The following is a 1948-nucleotide window of genomic DNA, read 5'->3' on the forward strand; positions in this document are numbered from 1 at the left end:
AGCGCGAAGCGTGGACACCGCCCGAGAGCTTTGCCTTTGGCGAGGCGCAACTCAAGCCCCTGCGTTCTGGCGAAACCTTGCCGTGGCGAATGACGTAAATGCTTGCGGGACAGACCTTCAGCGCTGTCCCCAACTGATGGATGCGATTGACTGGCGGGCGCCCTGGCTGGCGCCCTATGCGCAAGTCGGGCGCCGTGTCGCCGCATCGGTCGCCACCGGCACATCCGTCCCGGACGCGCTGAATGCCTGCGCGACGCCGGGTGCCGCTGCGCTGCGCTTTGTTCCCCAAAGCGATTTGCCGCCGGGCGAGGCTTACGAGCGCTATATTTTTAATAGCGGCTGCTGCCCTAGCCGCGAGGGCTTGCACGACTTTTTCAATGGATTGGCGTGGCTGCGCTTCCCCTTGACCAAGCGCCGGCTGAACCAGTTGCATGTGGCGCAGATGGCGCACACGGGCATCCAGCCGGTGCGCGGCCCGGCGCGTGACGGTTTGACGGTCTTTGACGAGAACGCCGCCTTTCTGCAGGCGCCCGATGCCTTGTGGGCGGCCTTGGCGGCGAAAGACTGGTGTCGCCTGTTTGTCGACCTGCGCCCGCTCTGGCGCGAGGCCCATCTGGTGCTGTTTGGTCACGCCTTGCTGGAAAAACTGGTTTACCCACGAAAACCCATCACAGCCCACGTGTACCGTTCGCAAGCAGCTAGCAATTCAATAGCAGACATGGACGACTGGATGGCTGCCGACCTCAGCGCTGAAAAACTCTCCGGCAAGCCGTTTGCGCATTTGCCGGTGCTGGGCGTGCCCAGCTGGTGGGCGGCCAATGAAGACCCGACGTTTTACGCGGACGCCAGTGTGTTTCGTCGGCCCAAAACGGCCACCGTTGCGGCGATCTGAGGCGCCGTCAAATGCCCGTAAACTTGGGTGGGCCATTCAGGCTCAGCGCCTTGAAATTGGACGGCGCGCCCCTAACATCGTTGCCAAGCGCTCGCTGATTTGAGCCGTATTTGAAGGAAAACATGAAACGCATTCTTTTGTTCGTTTTGACCAACGTGCTGGTGGTGGCGGTGCTCGGCATCGTGGCCAGTCTGCTGGGCGTCAACCGCTACCTGACCCCTAACGGCCTGAATTTGACCTCCTTGCTCGGCTTTGCCCTGATCATGGGCTTTGGCGGCGCCATCATTTCGCTCTTGATCAGCAAGCCGATGGCCAAGTGGACCTCGGGTGTGCGCGTCATCAACCCGCCGCAAAACGCGGATGAAGCCTGGATTGTGGAAACCGTGCGCAAGCTCTCCAGCCAGGCCGGTATCGGCATGCCCGAGGTGGGTATTTTTGACGGCGATCCCAACGCCTTTGCCACCGGCGCGTTCAAGAACTCGGCGCTGGTGGCCGTCAGCACCGGTTTGCTGCAGGGCATGACGCATGAGGAAATCGAGGCCGTCATCGGCCATGAAATCAGCCATGTGGCCAATGGCGACATGGTCACCATGACGCTGATCCAGGGCGTGATGAACACCTTTGTGGTGTTCCTGAGCCGGGTCATCGGCTACGCGGTGGACGGCTTCCTGCGCAAAGGCGACGAGCGCTCAAGCGGTCCCGGCATTGGCTACATGATCACCACTCTCGTGCTGGACATCGTGCTCGGTTTTGCCGCCGCCATCGTAGTGGCCTGGTTCTCGCGGCACCGTGAATTCCGGGCCGACGCGGGCTCGGCCCAACTGCTGGGTCGTCGGCAGCCGATGATCAATGCCCTGGCCCGTCTGGGCGGCATGCAACCGGGTGAATTGCCCAAGAGTGTGGCGGCGTTCGGCATCGCTGGCGGCATCGGCCAGCTGTTTTCCACGCATCCACCGATTGAAGAGCGCATCGCGGCCTTGCAGAACGCACAGAGCTGAGAGGGTCTTGAGGGTCTTCCCCACTCACTCCCCCGGCCCCTCTCTCGCCCCGCCGGGC

2 protein-coding genes are annotated in these 1948 nt (G+C 62.4%); both read left to right on the forward strand.

The window, feature by feature from the left end; translation table 11 throughout:
- Nucleotides 1-136: 136 nt before the first annotated feature.
- Nucleotides 137-892 carry a DUF3025 domain-containing protein gene (locus B3V69_RS19475; protein ID WP_296449084.1) on the forward strand — a complete coding sequence of 252 codons (756 nt, stop codon included), beginning with the start codon at nucleotides 137-139 and terminating at the stop codon, nucleotides 890-892.
- A gap of 122 nt (nucleotides 893-1014) precedes the next feature.
- Nucleotides 1015-1890, forward strand: coding sequence for a protease HtpX (gene htpX / locus B3V69_RS19480; protein WP_296449087.1), 876 nt, complete (start codon nucleotides 1015-1017; stop codon nucleotides 1888-1890).
- The last annotated feature ends 58 nt before the right edge of the window (nucleotides 1891-1948 follow it).

The organism is Rhodoferax sp. UBA5149, from assembly GCF_002413825.1.
GTDB lineage: Bacteria > Pseudomonadota > Gammaproteobacteria > Burkholderiales > Burkholderiaceae_C > Rhodoferax.

Coding starts and splice junctions, on each gene's coding strand:
- htpX (WP_296449087.1), top strand. CDS start 1,015: ATGAAACGCATTCTTTTGTTCGTTTTGACCAACGTGCTGGTGGTGGCG.
- B3V69_RS19475 (WP_296449084.1), top strand. CDS start 137: ATGGATGCGATTGACTGGCGGGCGCCCTGGCTGGCGCCCTATGCGCAA.